Annotated in this window: 2 protein-coding genes; both read right to left on the bottom strand. The window is 70.6% G+C overall.

Translation table 11 applies throughout. The features are described from left to right. Positions 1–38: 38 nt before the first annotated feature. Positions 39–1,370, bottom strand: a complete 1,332-nt coding sequence (locus tag AB0I19_RS06600) for a pitrilysin family protein (RefSeq protein WP_357145404.1) — start codon at positions 1,368–1,370, stop codon at positions 39–41. Positions 1,371–1,509: 139 nt separating this feature from the next. Beyond that, a complete protein-coding gene (locus AB0I19_RS06595) occupies positions 1,510–25,254 on the bottom strand; it encodes a non-ribosomal peptide synthase/polyketide synthase (protein ID WP_357145401.1) in 23,745 nt (7,914 codons plus the stop codon). Positions 25,255–25,464 lie beyond the last annotated feature (210 nt).

The following is a 25,464-nucleotide window of genomic DNA, read 5'->3' as shown; positions in this document are numbered from 1 at the left end:
AGCCCGGCCGCCCGCCGCGTTCGCGGGCAGCCGATCCCTCAGTTCTCGACGAGTCTGCGGACCGAAGCGGGTAGATCGCGAGTCCGCTGGTAGGGGCCCGCGACGGCGGCGCCGTAGGGCCGGGCGAGCAGGGTACGGGCGATGGCGTTGACCTCGTCGGTGGTGACGGCGTCGATGCGGGCCAGGGTCGCCGAGACACTGCGGTGGTTGCCGTAGCTGAGTTCGCTGCGCCCGATGCGGTTCATCCGCGATGCGGAGTCCTCCAGTCCGAGCACCAGGCCACCGCGCAACGAGCCCTTGGCGCGGGCACATTCGGCGTCGGTGATGCCCTCGGCGGCGACCTCGTCGAGCACCGAACGCGCCAAAGTGGCCACCTGGGCGAGGTTTTCGGGTTGGCAGCCGAGTGACACGGAGAACGCGCCGGTGTCGGCGAAGGTGTCGACGCTCGAGTACACCGAGTACGCCAGGCCGCGTTCCTCCCGGATGCGCTGGAACAGGCGCGAACTCAGTCCGCCGCCGATCACGGTGTTGAGCACCGACAGCGGCCAGCGCTGCTGCCCCTCGTGCCTGCCGAACGCGCGCACACCGAAGGTGAGGTGGGTCTGTTCGCTGTCACGGTTGATGCGCACGAGTCCCGGTGCGCCCTGGGCGCGGAACTTGCCCTCACGACGGGGCGCCGGTTCGGCGGCGGGGTCGAGGTGCGGGCCGAAGGCGTGGCGGACCAGCTCGACGACCCGCTCGTGTTCGACATTGCCCGCCACCGCGACGACCATGCGTTCGGGCCGGTAGCGGCGCTGGTGGAAGCCGCGCAGCTGGGCGGCCTGCATGCCTTCGATGGATTCGACGGTGCCGATCACGGGACGCCCGATGGGGTGGTCACCGAACAGGGCGGTGAGGAAGCAGTCGGCGACGAGGTCCTCGGGATCGTCGTCGCGCATGGCGATCTCCTCGAGCACCACCTGACGTTCCACATCGACGTCGACGGCCCGGCACAGCCCGTTGAGCACCACATCGGAGACGAGTTCGACCGCCAGCGGCAGGTCCTCGTCGATGACGTGGGCGTAGTAGCAGGTCTGCTCCTTGGCGGTGAAGGCGTTGAGTTCGCCGCCGACGGCGTCCATGGTCTGGGCTATGTCGAGCGCGGTGCGGGTGGGGGTCGCCTTGAACAGCAGGTGTTCGAGGAAGTGCGCCGCACCGGCCACGGTCGGACCTTCGTCGCGCGAGCCGACGCCGACCCACACGCCGACCGAGGCCGAGCGCACGCCGGGCACGTGTTCGGTGACCACGCGCAGCCCACCGGGCAGCACGGTGCGCCGCACTCCACCATCGGTGGTCACGTCCTGGGGGGTGCCGGTTCCGGGTTCACTCAACTGTCGCTCGGTCACCCGATCCCACCGGACGGCTGTACTGGCATGCTTTTCTCGACCTCTCGAAAACAGGGGGCTGGCGACGTGCGCGGATGCCTGCCGCGGGGAGCAGGCTGCAGGCACGACGGCCGGCTCAGCGATTCTATGCGCCGCCCGCCCCCGCGCGTGCATCGACCCTCGTCGTCGCCCGTGGCCGCGGCGCCGGTTCACCACGGCCGGGTGCGTCGAGGACCTGCGCGATGCGGGCGAGCGCGTGCTCGTTCGCCATCGCCCAGTGGGTGGCCTCGATGCGGTGACAGATCACGGCGCCGTCGACGACCGGCGCCCAGGTGGCCGCTCCGTGTGTGCCGGTCGGGTCGTCGACGGTGGCCGCGAAGTAGACGAGGTCACCGTCGAAGCGGCGGGGACGGTAGTCGTCGACCATGCTCATCGAGGCCTGTGCGGCGTCGATGATGCGGGCGATGCGGGCGCGGTCGAGTCCGGCGAGCGGTCCGCCGAGGTTCGCGGCGGCGGCGGTGAGGCCGTCGATGCCGAAGTCGAGGTCCTCGCCCGCCAGGCCGCCGAGCAGGTCGCCGACCGTCGGGGCCGGGGTCTGCTCGGGTCCGTCGCCGAGCCAGCTGTCCATCATGGCCAGTCGCGCGACCTGTTCGCCCTCGGCTCGCAGGCCGGTGGCGACCGCGTGCGCGAGCAAACCGCCGAGCGACCAGCCGAGCAGGTGGTACGGCCCTTCGGGCTGCACCGACCGGATGGCGTCGATGTAGCGGCGCGCCCAGGCGTCGATGCTGTCGGGCAGCGGTTCGTCGGCGGTCAGCGCGGGTGATTGCAGACCGTAGACGGGGCGTTGCGGGTCGAGGTGGCGGGTCAGGCCGGCGAACGACCAGGACAGGCCGCCGACGGGATGGATGCAGAACAGCGGTGCCCCGGTGCCGCCGGTGCGCAGCGGCAGCAGGACGGCGAAGGCGTCGGCTTGCGCGTCGTCGCCGCGCAAGCGTTCGACGACGACGGCCGGGGTCGGGTCGGTGAAGAACCAGGCCACCGGCACCGGGGTGCCGAGGGTTTCGCTCAGACGCGAGGCCAGCTGGACTGCGGTGAGGGAGTTGCCGCCGAGGTCGAAGAAGTTGTCGTCCATGCCGATTCGGTCCAGGTCGAGGACCCTGGCGAATTCGGCGGCGACCCGCTGTTCGGTCTCGGTCACGGGTGCCCGATAGGTGGCCTGGCGCAGGCTCGGGACCGGTAGGGCGCCGCGATCGAGCTTGCCCGAGGTGTTCACCGGGAACTCGTCGAGTTCGACGATTACCGACGGCACGAGGTAACCGGGCAGTTCGTCGGCCAGCACCGATCGGAGCGCCGCTGTGTCGAGCACCGAGACGCTCTGAACGACAATAGTTCCGGGAGTGGTGACGTCCTCGGACGAGCCGACGGAGCTTCGCCCCCGTGCGGGAACGACGTACCCGACGAGCCGGTCGGCGCCCGTACCCGGCACCACGGCAGCCGCGGCCTGCGCGACACCCGGTTGCCGTGCCAACACGGCTTCGACCTCACCGAGCTCGATGCGCTGGCCGTTGAGCTTCACCTGCAGGTCGGAGCGACCCACGTATTCCAATGCGGCCCTTTCGCCGCGCAAGCGAACGAGGTCACCGGTGCGGTACATGCGGGAACCCGCCGGTGCGAACGGATCGGGAACGAACCGTTCGGCCGTCAGCGCGCCTGCCCCCACGTAGCCGTGGGCGAGTTGGGCGCCGCCGACGTACAGCTCACCGACCACCCCCGGCGGCACCGGACGCAGTCGGGCATCGAGTACGTACAGCCCGGTGTTCCACACCGGTGTGCCGATCGGCACCGTGACAGTGTCGTCGTCGGTGACGACATGGGTGCTCACCTGCACGGCGGTCTCGGTGGGCCCGTAGAGGTTCACTACCTCGGCCCCGGTCACCGCTCGCACCTGCTGGGCGAGTGCGGCGGGCAGCGCTTCACCACCGGCGAAGATCCGCCGCAGCGAGCCGACCTCTACTCCGCCGTCGATCTGCGCGAGGTAGGCGGCCAACAGGGTCGGCGCGAATTGCGCTGTGTCGATGCGGTGTTCGGTGATGAGGTCCGCCAGGTAGGCCGGGTCGCCGTGGCCGCCGGGGCGGGCGATGACGGTGCGGGCGCCGACGCGGGGGCCGAGGAACAGTTCCCAGATCGAGGCGTCGAAGGTGGTCGGCGTCTTGTGCAGCACCGTGTCATCGGCGGTGAATCCGAATTCCTGTGCCATCCAGTCGAGTTGGTTGACGATCGCGCGGTGCGGCACTCCGACGCCCTTGGGCAGGCCGGTGGATCCGGAGGTGAAGATCACGTACGCGGTGTGTTCGGGGCGCAGCGGGTGGGTGCGTTCGGCGTCGTCGACGGGTTGCCCGGAGAGTTCTGCCGTCTCGATCTCGTCGAGCACGACCACGTCGATTCCCCGGCCCAGCGGGGTCGGCAGGTCGGCCCGGTCGCGCGAGGTGGTGAGAAGGCAGGCGGGACGGGCGATGTCGAGGACGCGGGCGATGCGTTCGGCCGGATGGTCGGGGTCGATCGGCACATAGGTGCCACCGGCGACGATCACCGCGTACAGCCCGACCAGCAGGTCCGTCGAACGGCGCGCCTCCACCGCCACGGCGGTGTCGGGGCTGACGCCGAGCGTGAGGAGGTACCGGGCGAGCCGGTTCACCCGGTTCGCGAATTCGCCATAGGTGAGGGTGGTCGTGTCGTCGACGAATGCGATGGCCGCGGGGGTCGCGGCGACCTGCCGGTAGAAGCCGTCGACCAACGTCTCCGGTGCGAGCGGATGATCGGTTTCGCACCAGCTTTCGAGCATTCGGTGGTCGGCCTCGGTGAGCAGGTCGATATCGCCGACGGCGATGTCCGGGTCGGTGGTGACAGCGTCGAGGATCCGCACGTACGCCTCGGCCATCCGGTGCGCGGTGGTGGCGTCGAACAGGTCGGTGGCGTAGGTGAGCCGCACCGAGCAGCGGCCGTCGTCGGTGCCCGACAGGACGAGGTCGAGGTCGAACTTGGCGACCGCGGCGTCGGCGTCGAGGGTGGTGACGGTGAGATCCGGCAGCACTACCTCGGTGGGTGTGGCTCCCAGGTTCTGGAAGGCGAGCATCACCTGGAACACGGGGCTGTGTCCGGCCGAACGAACCGGGTCGAGTACGTCGACCAGGCGTTCGAAGGGCACATCGGCATTGTCGAACGCGTCGAGGTCGACCCGCCTGGCGTCCTTCAGCAGCGCGGTGAAGGAGGCGGCCGGATCGACACCGGTGCGCAGGACGAGGGTGTTGACGAACATGCCGACCAGGTCGTCGAGCGCGGCAGCACCGCGTCCGGCGACGGGGGTGCCGATGGCGATGTCGGCCGACCCGCTGAGCCTGGCCAGCAGTACGGCCAGGGCCGCGTGCGCGACCATGAACTCACTCGCGTCCGCCCGCCGCGCCACTGTTGTGACACGCTGCCAGACTTCTTTCGGAACAGCCGTTTCCACGCTGGCGCCGCGCTGGGAGGCAACGGCGGGACGGGGCCGGTCGGTAGGCAGTTCGAGCAGCGGTGCGAGCCCGTCGAGTTCGGTGCGCCAGAACCGCACCTGACGGGCGGCCAGGGATTCGGGGTCGCGCTCGTCGCCGAGCACGGAGCGCTGCCACAGGGTGTAGTCGGCGTACTGGATCGCCAGCGGTGTCCAGTCCGGTGCGGTGCCCACGCGACGTGCCAGGTAGGCGGTGGTGGTGTCGCGCAGCAGCGGTCCGGCGGAGAAGCCGTCGGCGCTGATGTGGTGGATCACCACGACCAGCACCACTTCGTCGGCGGCGCAGCGCAATACGCGCACCCGCACGGGCGGGGCGACGGTGACGTCGAATCCCCTGCCGATCTCGGCGGCCACGATCGACGGCACCGCGATCGGATCGACGGTTTCCACCACCGGGGCGGGTACGAACTCCCACACCGCCTGATGGCCGATGCCGTCGACAGCCGGGTAGGCGGTGCGCAGCACCTCGTGCCGCTCGAGCACATCGGTGACGGCGGCGGCCAGGGCGTCGGCGTCGACGCTGCCGGTGAGCCGCACCGCGATCGGGATGTTGTAGGCGGCCGATTCCGGATCGAGGCGGTTGAGCAGCCACATGCGTTGCTGTGCGGCCGACAGCGGGATCCGTTGCGGGCGTGGAGCGGCCACCAGTGCGGTGCCCGCGCCGCTGCCCACGTGGCCGGCGAGCAGCTCGGCCAGTGCGGCGACGGTGGTCGCCTCGAACAGGGTGCGCACCGGCACCCGGGTGGACAGTGCCGCGCCGAGGCGGGCGGCGACGCGGGTGGCGACGAGCGAGTTGCCGCCGAGTTCGAAGAAGTCGTCGTCGAGACCAACCTGCTCGCGGCCGAGCACTTCGGCGAACACCTGGGCCACGGCCCGCTGCACCGGGGCGATCGGGGCGCGGAACGGGCGGGCCACGAACTCCGGTGTCGGCAGGGCGGCCCGGTCGAGCTTGCCGGAGGTGTTGAGCGGGAAGGCATCCAGCACCACGACGACCGACGGAACCATGTACGACGGCAGGGCACCCCCGACGGCTGTGCGCAGGAACGCCGGGTCCAGCTCGGCGCCCGGCTGCGGCACCGCGTAACCGACGAGGCGGTCGCCCGTCGGGCTCGGCGACACGACGGCCGCGGCCTGACGCACGCCGGGCACGGCCCGCAGCGCCGCTTCGATGTCACCGAGCTCGATGCGCTGACCACGGAATTTCACCTGGAAGTCGCGCCGGTCGAGGTAGACGAGCACACCGTCGCGGGTCCAGCGCACGAGGTCGCCCGTGCGGTACATGCGCTCGCCGGGCGCGGTGAACGGGTCGGCGACGAACCGGTCGGCGGTCAGGTCCGGGCGGCCGAGGTAGCCGCGGGCCAGCTGGTCGCCCGCGAGGTACAGCTCGCCCGCCACACCCGGTGCGACGGGGCGCAGCCGGTCGTCGAGCACGTAGACGCGGGTGTTCCATTCGGGCACCCCGATCGGCACGGTCGGCCCGGTCGCGTCGTCGGCGGGCCAGGCGGTCACCGAAACGGCCGCTTCGGTCGGTCCGTACAGGTTGTGCAGTGCCGCACCGGATTTCGCCCGGAAGGCGGCGACCGTATCCGGGGTGAGCGCCTCACCGATGGCGAGCACCAGGCGCAAGCTCCTGAGCTGCTCGGCTTCCGCGTGCGCGGCGAACATACTCAGCATCGACGGCACGAAGTCCGCCACCGTGATGCGCTGCCGCGCGACCAGTTCCGCGAGATACAGCGGGTCACGATGCCCGTCGGGCGCGGCCAGCACGAGCGTTGCCCCCGCCGCGAGCGGCACGAAGTAGCCCCACACCGACAGATCGAAGGTCGCGGCCGACTTCTGCAGGTACACATCCCCTGCCCCGAGCCGGTACTGCTCGATCATCCACGCCACCTGATTGCGTACGCCGGCATGACTCATCGCCACACCCTTGGGCCGACCGGTCGAGCCGGAGGTGAACAGGACATAGGCCAGGTTCGAATCCCGCAGCGGCGCACGCCGTTCCGCGTCACCGACGGTGTTTGCCGGGTAATGATCCAGGCTGAGCCGGTCGATGCGAACGATGGGAATCCCCGCCGCACCTGCCGACGACATCGCTCCCCTCGCCATAGCCACGTCCAGAGGCGCGGCGGTCTCGGCTGCGTTTGCGCCCGAGGGCGCGACCGTCGCTGAATCCGACGACCTCGCCGGCGCAGCGCCCGCCTGCACCGAGGCGGACGAATTCGCCTCGGCACCGACGGCACCCGAACTGGGCGACGCGGACGAGGCCGGCTCCGTCGCCGAGGCGATGGCGCCGATGTCGAAGCGGTCGCGGCTGGTCGTGAGGACCATGTGGGGACGGGCGGTGGTGAGGATCTGGGTGATGCGGTCGGTGGGGTGGTCGGGGTCGATCGGGACGTAGGCGGCGCCTGCGGTGAGGACCGCGTACATGGCGACGACCAGGTCGACCGAGCGGCGCATGGCCAGGGCGACCAGGGCGTCGGGGCCGACGCCGTCGGTGATGAGGTGGCGGGCCAGGCGGTTGACGCGGGCGTCGAGCTCGCCGTAGGTGAGGTGTTCGCCCTCGAAGATCAGGGCCGTCGCGTCGGGGCGCACGGCGACCCGGCGACGGTACGGCGCGAGAAGGGTTGCCGTGCGGTCGATCTCGTGGTCGGTGTCGTTCCAGTGGTCGAGGATGCGGGTGCGCTCCTCGGCATCGAGCACGTCGATGGTGTCCACGGGTGTCTGCGGTGCCGCAGCGACGGCGGTGAGCAGCCGTTCCAGGCGGGTGACGACGGCGGCGGCGGTCTCGGCATCGAACACGTCGGTGGCGTAGGTGAGTACGCCCGAAACACCCGCTGCGGCGCCGTCGTTCGTGTAGTCGTCGCTGACGATCAGGTGCAGATCGAACTGCGACAGCTCCCCGTCGGTGTCCAGGCCCGACACGGTGATGCCGGGCAGTTCGAGTTCGGCGCGCTCGAAGTTCTGGAAGGAGAAGCCCACCTGGAACAGGGGATGCCGGGCGGTGGAACGCGCCGGGTCGAGCACCTCCACGAGCCGTTCGAACGGCACATCGGCATTGGCGAATACGGCTAGATCGGTGGCGCGCTGTCGGATCAGCAACTGGCGGAACGATTCTCCCGACCGCAGCCGGGTGCGGAACACCAGTGTGTTCACGAACATGCCGACGAGATCTTCGAGCGCGGCCTCACCGCGTCCGGCGACCGGGGTCCCGACGGTCACGTCGGTGCTGTTCGACAGCCGTCCGAGGAGAGCGGCGAAGGCGGTGTGCACCACCATGAACAGCGTCGCACCGCACTCGCGAGCCAGTTCGGCGAGCCTGGCGTGGGTGGCGGCGTCGAGGGTGACCGGCACGGTGCCACCGGTCAGGGTTCGCACGGCCGGGCGTGGCCGGTCGAGGGGCAGCGCGAGTTCGTCGAGCACACCGGCGAGTTCGGTGCGCCAGAAGTCGAGCTGGCGGGCGGCCACCGAGGTGGGGTCGGTCTCGTCGCCGAGCACCGCCCGCTGCCACAGCGCGTAGTCCGCGTACTGCACCGGCAGTGGCGCCCACGCGGGGGCGGTGCCGTCGCGGCGGGCGAGGTAAGCGGTCATCAGGTCGCGCACCAGCGGCGGCACCGACGACCCGTCGGCGCTGATATGGTGCACGACCAGGGCCAGCACCGCGTCGTCGGCATCGAGGCGGTACAGCACGACCCGCCACGGCACCCCGGCGGTCACGTCGAAGGTGGTCGCGGCCAGCATCGTCACCGCACCGGCCACCTCGTCCGGGGTGATGTCGCGGATCTCCAGCGCGACACCGGCCTCGGCTGCCGACAGGATGCGCTGCACCGGGCCGTCGGCGGTCTCCGGGTAGTAGGTGCGCAGCACTTCGTGCCGGTCGACAAGGTCGTCGACGGCGGCCGCGAGCGCGTCGGTGTCGAGTACGCCGCGCAGCCGGACAGCGATGGGCACGTTGTAGCCCACCGAGTCCGGGTCGAACCGGTTGAGGAACCACATGCGCTGCTGGGCAGGCGAAAGCGGGACCACGGCGGGCCGCTCCCCCGCCGTCAGTGCGAGCCGGGCCGCGCCCGCCTCGGTATCGAGCGCGGTGGCCAGCGCGGCCACGACCGGCGCCTCGAAGATGCGGGCCACCGGCACCTGCCGGTCCAGCGCTGCCCCGAGCCGCGCCGCGACCCGGGTGGCGATCAGTGAGTTGCCACCGAGATCGAAGAAGTCGTCGTCGGCACCGACCTTGTCGATCCCGAGTACCTCCCGGACGATCCCGGCCACCAGCACCTCCGTTGCCGTTGCGGGAGCACGGAACTCGCGCGCGGCCAGCTCGGGGGCGGGCAGCGCCCGGCGATCGAGCTTGCCTGAGGCGTTCACCGGCAGTGACTCAAGGATCACGAACGCGCTCGGCACCATATAGGCCGGAAGCGACTCCCGCAGCCGGGCTTTCACGCCCGCGAGGTCGATGTCGGGAGCGATGTCGTCGTCGGCCGACGTGTTCCCGGACGAACCGGCAGGGCGCGAACCAACCTGCGCACCCACCCCTGCCGGCGAATTTCCGGCACGGGTCGCAGCGACGATGCCTGCGCTCTCACCACTCGCGTCCCCTGACCTATCCGCACCGGCGTAGGCGAGGCCGGCGCGGGGCGTCCGTCCGGGCGCCTCCTGGCCGCGCGCTGCAGCCGAGGCCGTCGGGTGCTGTTCGCGCGACGGGACCAGGTAGGCGGTGAGGTAGGGGCCGGTGCCGTCGTCCCGGACGGTCACCACAGCGCGGTCGACAGTGTCGATGCCGCCGAGCACGGCCTCGATCTCGCCGAGTTCGATGCGCAGACCGCGCAGCTTCACCTGGAAGTCGGTGCGGCCCAGGTATTCCAGTTCGCCCGTGCGAGTGCGTACGACGAGGTCGCCGGTGCGGTACATGCGTTCGCCGGGTGCGCCGTAGGGGTTGGCGACGAAGCGATCGGCCGACAGGTCCGGGCGGCCGAGGTAGCCACGGGCCAGTTGCACACCGGCGAGGTAGAGCTCGCCGGGTGTGCCGACGGGCACGGGGCGCAGGCGGGCGTCGAGGACGTGCAGGGCGGTGTTGGCGACAGGTGCCCCGATCGGCACGGTCACGGTGTCGGCGTCGGTGACCTCGTGGAAGGTGACGTCGACGGCGGCTTCGGTCGGGCCGTACAGGTTGTGCACGGCCACACCGGGAATCAGGGCGCGCAGGCGCTGCGCATCGGCGGCGGGCAGTGCCTCACCGGAGGCGAAGACCTGGCGCAGCGACGCGCAGTCGGCGGAGCGGCGTTCGGCGAGGAACGCGGCCAGCATCGACGGAACGAAGTGCGCCACACCCACTCCGGTGCGGGTGATGACCTCGGCCAGGTAGACGGGGTCGCGGTGCCCGTCGGGGCGGGCGATCACCAGGGTGGCGCCGATCTGCAAGGGCCAGAACAGTTCCCACACCGACACGTCGAAGGTGATCGGCGTCTTCTGCAACACGGTGTCGGCCGGTGTGAGCCCGTAGGTGTTCTGCATCCAGACCAGACGGTTGACGATGGCGGTGTGGCTCACCGCCACACCCTTCGGCTTCCCGGTCGATCCGGACGTGAACAGCACGTACGCCAGATCGGCGCCGCGCAACGGGCGGAGACGCTCGGCATCGGTCACCGGATGTGCGTCGAAACCGTCGAGGTCGAGTCCGCCGGGATCGATGGTGCGCGTACCGGTTTCGGGGAAGCCGGATGCGGCCAGAACGCAGACCGGTGCCGCGGTGGCGAGCACATCGGCGATCCGGTCGGCCGGGTGGTCGGGGTCGAGCGGCAGGTACGCCGCACCCGCCGCCTGCACCGCGTAGAGCGCGACGAGCAGATCGATTCCGCGCCGCAGTCCCACACCCACGATGGCGCCGGGTCCCACCCGCTCTGCGATCAGCCGGCGCGCGAGACGGGCCACACGACCAGCGAACTCGCCGTAGGTGATTCGCTGCCCCTCGAATTCGAGGGCGATGGCATTCGGGGTGCGAAGGGCCTGTTCGGCGAACAGCGATACAAGCGTGGCGTCGGTGTCCAGAGGTGCGTGGGTGGAGTTCCAGGCCGCGAGCTGGGCCCGGTCGGTGTCGTCGAGCAGGTCGATCTCACCGACGATCGCCGTGTCGTCCGCGACCACGGCGCGCAGCACCCGGACGAACCGCGCGCCGAAGGCGGCGACGGTCTCGGCGTCGAACAGGTCGGTGGCGTACCGCAGCCACCCGCGCATCCCCGGTTCACCACTGGCACCGGCGATTTCGTTGACGGCGAGCGACAGGTCGAACTGCGTGGTCGCGGCGGGCAGCGCGAATTCGTCGATCCGCAGGCCCGGGAGTTCGACGGTGGTGTCGTCGCGGTGCTCGAAGGCGAGCATCACCTGCACGATCGGGGCGTACGAGGTGGAGCGCACCGGGTTGAGTTCGTCGACGAGCCGTTCGAACGGCAGGTCCGCGTGCGCGAAGGCCCTCAGATCGGTCGCACGCACGGTGGCGAGCAGGTCGGCGAACGCCGCTCCCGCGTCCACCTGGGTGCGCAGGACCAGGGTGTTGACGAACATGCCGACGAGGTCGTCGAGCGCCGCATCGGCCCGTCCCGCGACCGGAGTGCCGATCGCGATATCGCCGCCCGCACCGTGCCGGGCCAGCAGCACCGCGAACGCCGCGTGCACCACCATGAACGTAGACACCCTGTGCCTGCGGGCCAGTGCCTCGATCCCGGCGACGACCTCGCTGGGCACATCGAACCCGACGGCGGCACCCTCCCCGGCGCGCACAGCGGGACGCGGCCGATCCGTCGCCAACTCCAGAGCCGGTGCCAGCCCGGCCAATTCGTCACGCCAGTGCGCCAGCTGCCGTGCCAGGCGCGACTGCGGATCCTCGGCTTCACCGAGGACTTCACGCTGCCACAGCGTGAAGTCCGGGTACTGCACCGGCAACGGCTCCCACCGCGGCGCGACCCCCGCCGTCCGCGCGGCATACGCGGCGATCAGATCCCGCGCCAGCGGCGTGATGGACACACCGTCGGCGGCGATGTGGTGCACGGCCAGCACGAAGACATACTCGTGGTCCCGCGCGGAACCGTCTGTCGAGGTCGCCCCAACGGGTTGCCCGGCGACCCCATGATCGGTGACGCCATACGGCAGGGCATCGCCGCGGCTGACACCAGAGCGATCAGCGGGCCGCCCGGCGAGACGGTCGTGGTCGGGCGGTTCGTTCGCCGGTGTGTGGACTACGCGCACGAGTGCCGCGCGCAGAGGCGGCTGGGTGGTGAGGTCGAAGCCTGCGCCGACGACGGCGCGGACCGCGGCGGTCAGGGCCGGCTCGGGGACCTCTTCGAGTACCGCGTCGGGCAGGGCCTGGTCGACCGGAAGGACCACCTGGGTGGGGCCGTCCGCGTCTTCGGGGAAGACGGTGCGCAGGGACTCGTGGCGGGCGAGGACGTCGGCGAGGGCGGCCCACAGGGCGGCGATGTCGAGGTCACCGGTGAGGCGCAGCGCGATGGGCAGGGTGTAGACGGCCGAGTCGGGGTCGATGCGGTTCAGCAGCCAGAGGCGAGTCTGGGCCAGCGACAACGGGATTCGGTCGGGGCGCGGGTGCACGGCAACCAGCGGGGGCAGCTGTTCGCCGGTAGTGGCGCGTTCGGCCAGCCGGGCTACGGTCGGTGCTTCGAACACGTCGCGCACGTCGAGGGCGCTGCCGAGCGCCGCGTTGGCGCGGGCGACCAGCCGCATGGCCAGCAGCGAGTTGCCGCCGACGGCGAAGAAGTCGTCGTCGGCACCGATGCGGGCCACTCCGAGCAGGTCGGCGATCACCTCGGCGAGCGTGGTCTGGGTGCCGGGCCGTGGCGCCACGTAGGCGGTGGTGACCGACAGATCGGCGGCGGGCAGCGCGGCACGGTCGAGCTTGCCCGCCGGGTTCAGCGGCACCGTGTCCAGCACGACGAAATGCGTGGGAACCATGTAGGCGGGCACCCGGCTCGCCACATGATCGCGCACATTCGCGGCGTCGACCGCACCGGCCACATAACCGACCAGGCACTGACGGCCCGCGTCGTCGGTGGCGGGCAGAACCGTCGCATGCGTGACACCGGGTGCGTCGCCGAGGGCCGCCTCGATCTCACCCAGCTCGATCCGCAGACCACGGATCTTCACCTGGAAGTCGTTGCGGCCCAGATAGATCAGGGCACCGTCGCGATCGCGGCGGACCAGGTCTCCGGTGCGGTACATGCGGGTACCGTGCGCGCCGAACGGGTCGGCGACGAAACGGTCGGCGGTCAGATCCGGCCGCCCCAGGTAGCCACGGGCCAGCTGGGCACCCGCCAGGTACAGCTCACCCGTCACACCGGTCGGCACCGGGTGCAGCCGCTCGTCGAGGACATAGGCGCGCACATTCCAGGTGGGCCTGCCGATGGGCATTTCGGTCTGTTCGACCGGTGCCGTGATCTGCTGGAAGGTGCTGGTGATCGCCACCTCGGTCGGCCCGTAGGTGTTGTGCAGCTCGACGGGCAGCGTGGCCAGCACCGTCGCCGCGAGCGGGGCGGGCAGTTCCTCACCACCCACATGCAGCATGCGCAGGCCGCGCAGGGCATCGCCCAGCCCTTCGGCGAGCATCGCCGACAGCACCGACGGCACCAACTCGACCACGGTGACGCGCTGTTCGCGCAGTACCCGCGCCTGGTAGGCGAGGTCGAGGTGACCGCCGGGGCGCAGCAGCACCAGGGTGGCGCCGAGCAACGCCGGGGCCAGCAGTTCCCACAGCGACACGTCGAAGGTGAGCGGGGCGCGCTGCAGCAGGCGATCCTCGGCGGTCAAGGCGTATTCGCCACGCAGCCAGCACAATTCGTTCACCACTGCCCGGTGGGTGATGAGCACACCCTTGGGCAGACCGGTGGAACCGGAGGTGAACAGGGCATACGCCGGATGGTCCGGCAGCAGCGGTGCGAGGCGTTCGGCATCGGTGACCGGGGTGTCGGGCACCGGGACCTGTGCGGGGTCCTCGAGCTGGGCGACGGTGAGCACCGGGAACCCGGACCGCGAGGCGGCCGCGAAATGCACCGAGGCGGTGGCGGACCGGATGCCCGCGTCCACGTGATCGAGGTCGCGCGCCTCGGCCGCGACGACCAATCGCGGTGCCGCCGTGGCCAGTACGTGGCCGATGCGATCGGCGGGCTGGGCCGGGTCGATCGGCACGTACACGCCGCCGGCGGCGAGCACACCGTGCAGCACGACCAGCAGCTCGATCCCGCGCGGAACAGCGACGGCGACCGGGGTTTCCGGCCCGACACCGCACCCGATCAGTCTGCGCGCCAGCCGATTGGCTCTGGCCGCGAGCGCACCGTAGGTGATCTCGGTGCCCTCGAAAACGGCGGCGATCGCCTGCGGATCGCGCGCGGCCGCCGCATCGAGCAGACGGGCGGCCAGCGGCGCGCCGATGCCCAGCTCGGCCAGTTTCTCGTCGAGCGGAATCACTTCACCGTGCGGGCCGGCCACCAGCTCGGCGCGGGCGGGTTCGGCGAGCAGTTCCAGATCTCCGACAGGTGTCGCCGGAGCCCGCACGGCCGCGCGGAGCACGAGCTCGAGCATGGTGGCCATCGCCGCGACGGTGTCGGCGTCGAAAAGGTCCGTCGCATAGCGCAGTTCGAGATCGAGACCGTCGGGCTCGCCGTCGGTGCCGAATCGGTCGACGAAGGTGAAGTCCAGGTCGACTTCGATCGGCGCGTCCGGCAGTTCGAGACCCGAGAGGGTGAGCCCGGGCAGTTCGAACGCGGCGCGCCGCTGATTCTGCAGGGCGAGCGACACCTGATACAGCGGCGAATAGCCCTGTGAGCGTGCGGGGTTCACCGCGTCGACGAGGGTTTCGAACGGGACGTCGGCGTTGTCGAAGGCGTCGAGGTCACCGGCGCGGATCTGGTCGAGCAGGTCGGCGAATCCGGTTTCGCCGCGCACCTCGGCGCGCAGGACGAGCGTGTTGACGAACATGCCGACGATGTCGTCGAGTTCGCGATGACCACGCCCGGCCACCGGGGTGCCGACCACGATGTCGGACCCCGCCGACAGCCTGGCCAACAGCACCGCGAGGCCCGCGTGCAGCACCATGAACGTGGTCGCCCGGCGCGCCCGAGCCAATTCCTCGATCCCCCGGTGCAGGTGCGCGTCGAAGGCGGTGACGAAGGTGGCCCCGCGATTCGACGCGATCAGCGGCCTGCGGCGGTCCGTCGGCAGGGTGAGGACATCGGGCAGCGCGGCCAGGCGGTTCCGCCAGTAGCCGAGCTGGCGGGCCAGCGGTGCGTCCGGGTCGTCGACGCTGCCGAGCCCCTCGGTCTGCCACAGCGCGTAATCGGCGTAGTGCACGGTGAGCGGCGGCAGTTGCGGTGCGCTGCCCGTGGCGCGGGCGGCGTAGGCGGCCACCAGGTCACGGGTGAGCGGGCCCATCGACCAGCCGTCGGCGGCGATGTGGTGCACGACGAGCACCAGCACGTGCTCGGTCGGCGCCGCGCGCAGCAGGGCGACGCGCACCGGCACCTCGGCGGTGATGTCGAAACCGCCCGACAGCACCTCCGCGACGGCGCCGGGCACGTCGGTGGCGGTGACGTCGGTGACCGTGAGCTCGGGAACGAACGGTTCGCCCACGAGTTGCGTTGCCTGACCGTCGAATTCGGGGTAGGTGGTGCGCAGGGTCTCGTGGCGGGCGACCAGGTCGCCCAGGGCGCCGCGCAGGGCGGCGACGTCGAGTTCGCCGCTGAGGCGGATGGCCACGGGGATGTGATAGGCGGCGGAGTGCGGGTCGAAGCGGTGCAGGAACCACATCCGCTGCTGCGCGGGTGACAACGGAATCCGTTGCGGGCGTGTACCACCCACCGGTCCGCGCCTGGTCCCGGTGCCACGCAGAGTGTCCAGCCGCTGCGCCAGGCCACTGACGGTGCTCGCCTCGAACAGTTCACGGACCGCGACACGCGCGTCGAGCGCGGCTCCGAGGCGTGCCGCCACCTGCGTGGCCAGCAGGGAGTTGCCGCCGAGCGGGAAGAAGTCGTCGTCGGCGCCCACCCGGTCCAGTTCGAGCACGCCGGCGAAGGTGGCGGCGACGATGCGTTCGGTCGTGGTCGCGGGCTCCCGGTAGCCGGTGCGGCGCGCCTGTGGGGCGGGCAGTGCGCGGCGGTCCAGCTTGCCGGAGGCGGTGAGCGGCAATTCGTCGAGGAACACGTAGGCGCCGGGCACCATGTAGGCGGGCAGGGTGGCGGTGACCGCGGCGTCGAGATCCGCCGGAGTGCAGGCGTCACGGTTGGGTGCGCCCGAGACTGTGCCACCGACACCGGCCTCGGTCGAGGCTGGTTGCGCACCGCCAGTCGGCACGGCGCCGCCTGCGGCCGAAGCCGATTGCGCACCACCGGCCGGTACGACACCGGCTGCGGTGGAAGCCGATTGCGCACCACCGGCTGGGATGACACCGACTGACGCAGAGGTTGGTCGGGCATTCGCGACGGGTTCGGCTTCGGTGTTGTCGCGGACGATGTAGGCGACGAGCTGGTCGGGCTTGCCGTCGTCCGAGCGGACGACGACCACCGCGCGGCGAACGCCGGGGACCGTGGTGAGGGCGGCTTCGATCTCGGCGGGTTCGATACGCAGGCCACGCAGCTTCACCTGGAAATCGGTGCGGCCCAGGTAGTGCAGGGCAGGGCCGGTGGAGGTGGTGCGCCAGGTGACGAGGTCACCGGTGCGGTAGAGGCGCTCGCCGGTGCCGAACGGGTTCGCGACGAAACGCTCGGCGGTGAGGTCGGCGCGGCTGTGGTAGCCGTCGGCGAGCTGGGCGCCGGCCACGTACAGTTCGCCGGGCACACCGGCCGGGACCGGGTGCAGGCGTGAATCGAGCACGTACACGCAGGTTTCGGCGACAGGCGAACCGATCGGCACGGTCGCACCCTGATCGTCGGCGAACCGGTGGGTGGTCACCTGGATTGCGGTTTCGGTCGGCCCGTACAGGTTCACCACAGTGGCACCGGTGCGTTCGCGGACGGTGCGCGCCAGTTCGGTGGTCAGCGCCTCACCACCGGCGAACACCAACCGCAGCGACTGCTGCCCATCGGTGACATGGCTGCTCCGATCGGCCGACCCGGAAACCGCCGAGCGCGCGCGGGCTGTCCGTTCGCCTGCCGATCCGGCCGTTTCCGCCATCACAGCTGTCAGCACCGACGGCACGTACTGCACCACGCTCACCCGGTGCCGGGCAGTTGCGGCGGCCAGGTACGCCGGATCGCGATGACCGTCGGGCGAGGCAAGTACCAGTCGGGCACCGACTTGCAAGGGCCACAACAGTTCCCACACGGAGGCGTCGAAGGTGAACGGCGTCTTCTGCAGCACCACGTCGTCGGCACCGAGCGGATAGGCGCTCTGCAACCACCGCAGCTGGTTGACCACCGCACGGTGCGGAACCGCCACACCCTTGGGCCGACCGGTCGAGCCGGAGGTGAACAGCACATAGGCGAGGTTCTCGGGACGCAGTGGGGCACAGCGCTCTTCGTCGGCGATCGGATCGCCAGACAGTGCCGACAGATCGAGAGTGTCCACCTCGATCACCGAATCACCCACGCCGAAACCACTTCCGGCGACGGTGAGCACACACACCGGTGCCGTCCGAGCGAGCACATACGCGGTTCGGTCAGCCGGATGATCCGGGTCCACCGGCACATACGCCGCCCCGGCCGCCAGCACGGCGTGCACCGCGACCAGTTGATCGACACCACGCCGCATCGCCACCGCCACCAGCGAACCCGGCCCCGCACCGAGGCCGATCAAGTGCCGGGCCATCCGAGCGACCCTCACACCGAACTCGGCGTACGTGAGCCGCACCGACACCGGACCGCTCACCGCTACAGCGTTGTCGGTTCCAGCACTGCCATACTCTGCCCCACCTCGCTCGACGTGGCGGAAGTCCGACGTCTCCACACCGCCCACCCGGCTGGGCCCGACATCGGAAACATTCGGTGTCGCAGTGCGATTCACGCTGCGCGGCGCGACGGGCTGCTCATCGAGAGCCACCGCTGTCTCCGCATGATCCGCACCACGTGCTACTCCCACTGGCTCGGTATCGACGATGACAGCTGTCGCGCCGGGACAGGCGGCGACCCGGTCGGCGAACAGCGATGCCAGGGTGGCGGTAGCGGCGGGCGCGGGGGTGGCATGGCCGGTGGCGGCGTGGTTGCCGAAATTCGTTACCAGGGCTGAAGCAGCATCGGAATCCGCCAGGGCGGCAGGGTCGGCCGCGGCAGGGCCCCACGCGGCCGGGTCGGTCGACTGCGTGACCAGGGCCGAACCGGTCGCAGCAGCCCAGTTCCCGGTGGCGAGCAGTTGCATGCGTTCCGCGTCGTCGAGGAGGTCGATGTCGCCGACCGGGCGCGTGGGGTCCGTCAGTGCGCTGGTGAGAGCGCGACGCAGGCGGGTGGCGAAACCGGCGACGGTTGCCGCGTCGAACAGATCGGTGGCGTAGAGGAACGCACCGGAAAGTCCTGTGGGAGCGCCCTTCTCGTCGCGGTGTTCGGTGAGGGTGAGTTCCAGGTCGAACTTGGCGACGGTGGTCGGCAGGTCGACGCCACCGACCGTCAGGCCGGGCAGGACGAGTTCGCGCGTGGTGTCCTCGTTCAGCGACAGCATCACCTGGAACAGGGGGTTGCGGGCCGTGGAACGCACGGGATCGAGCGCCTCGACGAGCCGCTCGAACGGCACATCGGCGTGCCCGAACGCCGCCAGATCGGTGTCACGGACCCGCGCGACCAGCTCGGCGAACGGCGTCGCGGGGGTCACTTCGGTGCGCAGCACCAGGGTGTTGACGAACATGCCGACCAGGTCATCGAGTGCGCGGTGCCCACGTCCCGACACCGGCGTACCGATGGCGATATCGGTGGTCGCCGACAAGCGTGCCAACAACACGGCGAAGACCGCGTGCACGGCCATGAACACCGTCACCCCGTGCGCCCGCGCGAATTCAGCCAACGCACGGTGCGTTTCGGCCTCGAACTCGACCGTGTGCACCGCTCCCCTGCGCGAGGCGACCGCAGGCCGCGGCCGGTCGGCAGGCAACTCCAACTGCTCCGGCAGCCCGTCCAGCGTCTTACGCCAGAACGAAAGCTGCTGAGCAGCCACCGATCCGGGGTCGGCGGCGGTGCCGAGCACCGCATGCTGCCACACCGCGTAGTCGGCGTACTGCACACTCAGCGGCTCCCACGCGGGTGCCTCCCCTGCAGCCTGCGCCCCGTACGCGGTGAGCACATCGCGGATCAACGGCCCGAACGAGAACCCGTCCGCTGCAATGTGATGCAGCACGATAGCCAGCACATACTCCGCTGCACCGTCAACCGACACAGCAGCTTCCCGTGCTTCTCCGCGGATCCGACCGACACCGGCCGATGCGTCTCCGCCGAACTGCTCCTGCGCAGTAAGCAGCGCCTGCGCGGTGAACTCCACCGTACCGCCCTGCGCCGCACCGGACCTCACGCCGTCGTCGGTGGGCGCGTCCCCGTCGAGCATCGTAGGCACGCCCGTCGATACACCCGTAACTCGCAGTGCCGCACCGGTACTCGCGGGATCGACAAGCAGCGGTTCCTCGCCCGAGCGCGCTGACGTATCGATCGGACCGTGCCCGGTGGTCGGTGCTTCCCCGGTGTCGCGCACGCGGAACAGGGCGATGCGGAGGGGGGCGTCGGTGGTGAGGTCGAAGCCGGTCGTGGCGAAGGTGCGGATCGCGTCGGGGAGGTCGTCGGTGGGGAGGACCTCAGGATGGATGTCGGGGAGAAGGCCAGGGGTGGGGAGGATTTCGGCGATCGCGTGGCCGTCGCGTTCGGGGTAGCGGGTGCGCAGAACCTCGTGTCGGTCGAGAACGTCGATGAGGGCCGCGCGGAGGGCGGGCACGTCGAGTTCGCCGGTGAGGCGCACGGCCATCGGGATGTTGTCGGCGGAGGAACCGGGGTCGAAGCGGTTCAGGAACCACATGCGCTGCTGGGCCGGGGACAGCGGCAGCGGGTCGGGGCGCACACCCGCGACGAGGGCCGGGCCTGCGCCGGTGCCGCGCAGGCGGTCGGCGGCGTCGGCCAGGGTGCGGACGGAGGCGGTGTCGAACAGTTGTCGCACCGGGATGCGGATATCGAGGTCGGTGCCGATGCGGGCCATCACGCGGGTGGCGAGCAGCGAGTTGCCGCCGAGCTCGAAGAAGTCGTCGTCGCGACCGACCTGTTCCAGGCCGAGGACCTCGGCGAACGCGTCCGCGACCACCCGTTCGGCCTGGGTGGTCGGCGCGCGGTAGGCAGCGGCCTCGAATACCGGGACGGGCAGCGCCGAACGATCCAGTTTGCCGACCGGGGTCAGCGGCACCTCGTCCAGAGTCATGATGGTGGCGGGCACCATGTGCGCGGGCAGGTGGGCGGCGGAATGCGCGAGCAACTCCGAGGTGTCGACGGCGGCCTCGGGGACGGGCACCACATAGGACACCAGCAGGGTCGCGCCAGCCTCGGTGCGGTGCCCGATCGTGACCGCGAAACGCACCGCCGGATGCTTGGCGAGGACGGCGTCGATCTCACCGAGTTCGATCCGGAACCCACGCACCTTCACCTGGAAGTCGTTGCGCCCCAGGTATTCCAGATCGTAGGAGTCACCGCGACGCACCCAGCGGACGGTGTCACCGGTGCGGTACATCCGCTCCCCCGGCGCGCCGTACGGATTGGTGACGAACCGGCTCGCCGTCAACGCGGGTCGACGATGGTAGCCGCGCGCCAACTGCGCGCCCGCGATGTAGAGCTCACCGACGACACCGGCAGGCACCGGGCGCAACCGCTCGTCGAGGACCAATTCGGTGGTCCCCTCCACGGGCTCGCCGAGGGTGATCGGCGTTGCGGCGCCGAGTGGTTCGCTGATATTGGTGACGATCGTGGTTTCGGTCGGCCCGTACCCGTTGCGGAACTCCAGCCCCGGAATCGCCGCCGTCCACCGTGCCACCAGCTCCGCCGGACATGCTTCTCCACCCACCACGACGACCCGCAGATCGTCGAGCCCCACCGGATCGACCGTCGCGAGCGCCGACGGCGTGATGACCACATGGGTCACCCGCTCGATCCGCAACAGTTCACCCAGCTCCGCCCCACCGAAGACCCCGTTCGGCGCGACGACCATGGTCGCCCCCGCGCTGACGGTGAGCAGCAGCTCGGCCACCGAGATGTCGAACGACGGCGAGGCCACATGCAGGACCCGTGCGTCCGCCGCAGCCCGATACCGTCCCGCCTGCACCGGCAGGTAGGCCGCGACGGCCGCGTGCGGAATCACCACGCCCTTGGGCAGACCGGTGGTGCCGGAGGTGTAGATGACATAGGCCGGGTCGAGCGGATGCGGCCTACGAGCATCACCCGACGCTCCGAGCCCGTCGATGGCCGGCGCGGCGACATCGGGAACGGTGTGCGTGTCCGTGTGCACGGCGTCGACGTCGACAACCAGCCAGTCCACGGCGGCGGGTAGGTCGGCGCGGAGCTCGTCGGTGGTGATGCCCGCGGCGGCGCCGGAGTCGGCGAGCATGTGGGTGATGCGGTCGGCCGGGTAGTTCGGGTCGACCGGGAGGAAGCCGGCGCCCGACTTGATGACGGCCCACACTGCGGTCACCGACGCGGCCGAGCGCGGAATGCTCACGGCGACAACATCACCCGGTCCAACACCGTTGCCGGCCAGCCGGGTGGCCATGCGGGTGGAGGCGGCGTCGAGTTCGCCGTAGGTGAGAGTGCGGTCGCCGTCACGGATGGCGACGGCGGCCGGGTCGGCGGCGGCACGTGCCAGCACTTCGGGCAACAGGGGCGCGGGCTCGGCGACACCGCCGCTGCGGGTGGTGAGTTCGGCGAGCTCGGTATCGATCAGCAGCGGCAGATCTGCTACCGAGGTATGCGGTGCGGCGGCGATCGCAGCGAGCAGACCGATGAAACGGCGCACCATCGCGGTGACCGTCGACGCGTCGAACAGATCTGTGGCGTAGGAGAATTCGCCGGACAGACCATCGGTTGCGGCGCCGCGCAATGTCACCGACAGGTCGAACTTCTCGATGTCGTAGGGCAGGTCGACCGCGCTCGCCCGCAGGCCGGGCAGTTCGAAGGTGGTCACCGGCAGGTTCTGCAGCGACAACGCCACCTGGAACAGAGGGTGCCGACCGGCCGAACGAGCGGGCGCCAGCACTTCGACAAGCCGCTCGAAGGGAAGCGTGGTGTGCTCGAAGGCAGCCAGGTCGTGGGCCCGGACGCGGACGAGCAGGTCGGTGAACGGTTCCCCGGCGCGCACCTGGGTGCGCAGCACAGCGGTGTTGACGAACATGCCGATCACATCGTCGAGTTCGGCGGCACCGCGCCCGGCGACCGGGCTGCCGATCGCCACATCCGCGTTACCCGACAGGCGGGCGACGAGCACCGACAGCGCGGCGTGCAGCACCATGAACAGCGTCGCACCGCGTTCGGCGGCAACAGAATTCAGTGCCGTGACCAACTCGGGGTCGAGGCTGAACTCGACCCGCTGCCCACGCATCGAGGCGGTCGCCGGGCGCGGCCGATCCGTCGGCAACCCCGACTCGTCCGGCAGACCGGCCAGCGCCGCCCGCCAGAACGCGATCTCCCGCCCGGCCTGCGAAGCCGGATCGCCCTCCTCACCCAGCACCGCCCGCTGCCACAGCGTGTAGTCCGCGTACTGCACCGCCAGCGGTTCCCACGCGGGCGCCGCCCCGCCGGTCCGCGCGTGATACGCGGCCATCGTGTCTCGCACGAGCGGTCCCGCCGACCACCCGTCGGCGGCGATGTGGTGCACCACGAGCACCAGCACGTGATCCCCGTCGACCTCGAACAACCGCACTCGAACCGGCGGCGCCACCGTCACATCGAAACCGCGCAGGATTTCCCCGGCGATAACCTCCCGCAGCTCGTCCGTCGCAACAACAATCGGTTCCAACAGCGCCGCACCAACACCTTCGCCACCGACACCCCCGCTGTCCCCGGCGACGAGCAGCTTGTAAGCCTCGGCGGGATCGAGCACCAGCTGCGTCCCGACCCCGTCCACCTCGGGGTAGACGGTCCGCAGCACTTCGTGGCGGGCGATCAGGTCGCGGACGGCCGCACGCAAGGCCACATGGTCGAGCGCACCGGAGAGGCGGACCGCGATCGGGATGTTGTAGGCGCCGGTGGCCGGGTCGAAGCGGTTCAGGAACCACATGCGCTGTTGCGCGGGCGACAGGGGCAGCACGGAGGGGCGAGGGCCCGCGACTAGAGCCGGCCTCTCGTCGGCAGAGCCCGCATCGATCAACGACGCGAGAACCGCGACAGTGGGACTGTCGAAGAAGTCGCGAACATCCACGCGCACACCGAGGTTCGCGTGCAGGCGGGCGATAGCGCGGGTGGCGATCAGTGAGTTGCCACCGAGCCGGAAGAAGTCGTCGTCCAGCCCGACGGACTCCACGTCGAGCAGTTCGGCGAACAGCGCCGCCACCGCCCGCTCGGTCGCGGTCACAGGCGCACGGAACTCGGCAGCGGCCACACGGAAGTCGGGCTCGGGCAATGCTTTCCGGTCCAGCTTGCCGCTCGCATTGATCGGCATCGCGGGCAACCGCACCAGCAGCGAGGGCACCATGTATTCCGGCATCGACGCCTTCGCATGCGCCACCAGCTCGGCCTCGTCGAGCGGCTCCCCGTCGACACTCACCACATACCCGACCAGCGCCTCACCGGCCGCGTGCCGGTGCAGCACCACCGCGGCATTGCCGACGCGCGGGTGCGCCGCGAGCACGGCCTCGATCTCACCGAGTTCGATCCGCAACCCACGCAACTTCACCTGGAAGTCCGTGCGCCCCAGGTATTCCAGCTCGGCACCGCCGGGCAGCTGCCGTACGAGGTCACCCGTGCGATACATGCGTTCACCGGGCTCGCCGTAGGGGTTGGCGACGAACCGGTCGGCAGTCAGGCCGGGCCGGGCCACGTAGCCACGGGCCAGCTGCACACCGGACAGATACAGCTCGCCGACCACCCCGGCGGGCACCTGGTCGAGGTTCTCGTCGAGCACGAGCAACCCGGTATCGTCCGCGGGCCCACCGATCGGCACCGACACCTCGTCGGCCTCGGTCACCTCGTGCGCGGTGACGTCGACCGCCGCCTCGGTGGGCCCGTACAGGTTGTGCAGGGCCGTCGCCGAGAGCTTGCGCAGGCGCGCGGCGGTCGCGGCGGGCAATGCCTCACCGGAGGCGAACACCATCCGCAACGACGACAGATCCGCGACCGTCGCGGCCTCGGCGAGCTCACCGACGAAGGCGGCCAGCATGGACGGCACGAAGTGGGTCACCGTCACGCTGTGCCGGGCGATCAGGTCGGCCAGGTAGGCGGGGTCACCGTGGCGGCCCGGCTCGGCGACCACCAGCCGGGCACCGATCTGCAAGGGCCAGAACAGCTCCCACACCGACACATCGAAGGTGTACGGGGTCTTCTGCAACACGACGTCGTCTTCGGTCATCGCATAGCTGCGCTGACGCCAGTCCAGGTTCGCCACGATCGCACCGTGGGTCACCGCGACGCCCTTGGGCCGACCGGTCGACCCGGAGGTGAAGATGACATACGCCGTGTTTCCGGCCTGCGCATGCACCGCGAGCTCGGCCGGTACCGCGGACCAGTCGATGTCGTCGGTGCGCAACACCGTCGCCCCACCCAGATCCGGTTCGTCGCACACCCGCGTCACCACCACCACGGGCCGTGCCACCTCGAGCACATAGTGCAGCCGGTCCACCGGATGATCCGGGTCCAGCGGCACGTACGCCCCGCCCGCCCGCACGATCGCGTGCACGGCGACGATCAACTCGACACTGCGCCGCATCGCCAACCCGACCAGCGACTCCGGGCCGACGCCGAGCCCGGCCAACCGACCTGCCAGCACCCGGACCCTGGCATCGAATTCGGCATAGGTCAGCGTCTGGTCACCGAACTGCACCGCCACCCGGTCCGGAGTGCGCGCCAGTTGCTCGGCGAACCGGTCGACCAGCGTCGCCCCGGCGGCGGGCGTCTCGATCCCGAGCACGGTCATCGCATCGGCGGCCAGCGTGTTCAGCAACCGTCCGAAGGTGCCCTCGGCCGCGTCGACAACTCCCGGGAACAGCTCGGCGAGCACGACCTGGACGAGCGTCTCGGGATCGAGCGCCCCGCCGGTGAGCTCCGCCATCAGTGTGAGCTGGGTATCCAGCTCCGCGTAGGACACCGACGTGCCGTCGAATCCGACGGCGGTCCGTGCCGGTTCCATCGCCGCGACCGTCGCCACCAGCGCCGCCAGCTGATCGATCTGCGCGCACGCCGGAGTGGGGTTGGTCATCGCAACACTGCCTTCCATCTACCGGCCGCGGGTAACGCCACGCAGCCGCGAAAAAACTCTCGGAACTCCCCCGGCTCACACCGGGTCGGGGATCGGCGCGCGGACGGCCAACCCCGGGCACCCTGCCCGAAATCCGCCCGCTCACACCGGAATTCAGTGCGATCGGCTATGACACGATCGCGACATTCCAGCTCGTCGCCACACAACCAG

It is taken from the genome of Nocardia sp. NPDC050413, assembly GCF_040655475.1.
GTDB lineage: Bacteria > Actinomycetota > Actinomycetes > Mycobacteriales > Mycobacteriaceae > Nocardia > Nocardia coubleae.
Note: the sequence above shows the minus strand (reverse complement) of the source record. Positions and strands in the feature narration are given on the sequence as shown.